The sequence below is a fragment of the Pseudomonas sp. 51_B genome (assembly GCF_017491595.1).
GTDB classification, from domain to species: Bacteria; Pseudomonadota; Gammaproteobacteria; order Pseudomonadales; family Pseudomonadaceae; genus Aquipseudomonas; species Aquipseudomonas promysalinigenes.
This window is the reverse complement of record NZ_JAFGYW010000171.1, coordinates 1-527: the sequence shown is the minus strand read 5'-3', so window position 1 is coordinate 527 and position 527 is coordinate 1. Positions and strand designations below refer to the sequence as shown.

1 protein-coding gene is annotated in these 527 nt (G+C 54.8%); it reads right to left on the bottom strand.

Annotated elements, in window-relative coordinates; translation table 11 throughout:
* Positions 1-324 precede the first annotated feature (324 nt).
* Positions 325-527: carbohydrate porin (locus J5M56_RS24225; protein ID WP_207937972.1), on the bottom strand; the 203-nt coding region annotated here is incomplete at its 5' end.

The window sequence follows — 527 nt, the reverse complement described above, 5'->3', positions numbered from 1 at the left end:
GATTTGAAGAAGCGTTGCAGCGGATGCTCATGCATTGGCTACGGTCCTGAAAATCATGGGGGTACAATTACCTTTGTGACCCTTGAATACTGTGGCGAGGGGATTTATCCCCGCTGGGTCGCGAAGCGGCCCTGAAAACCATTCACCGAGGTGTATCAGCCAGATGGTGCTTATCGGACTTGGGGCCGCTTCGCAGCCCAGCGGGGATAAATCCCCTCACCACAATGGGTACGACATAACTCTTTCTGCGGGTCTCGCAAAAAAAAGCGGACAGCCTTGGCTGTCCGCAAATGCGCACATAGAGAGGAGCTTATCGCAGACGCGTCAGAACGTTGACTGAATTTTCAGGCCAGCGACCAAAGCGTTGTCCACTTCATCCACACCGCCCGGATGGGTGATGTATTGCAGGTTGGGACGCACGGTCAGCCAGTTGGTGACATGGATGCCGTAGTTGAGTTCGTAGTTGTACTCGGTCTCACGAATCGGCGAGAACGCGGCGTTGTCGTAGTCGGACACACCGTTGGCAG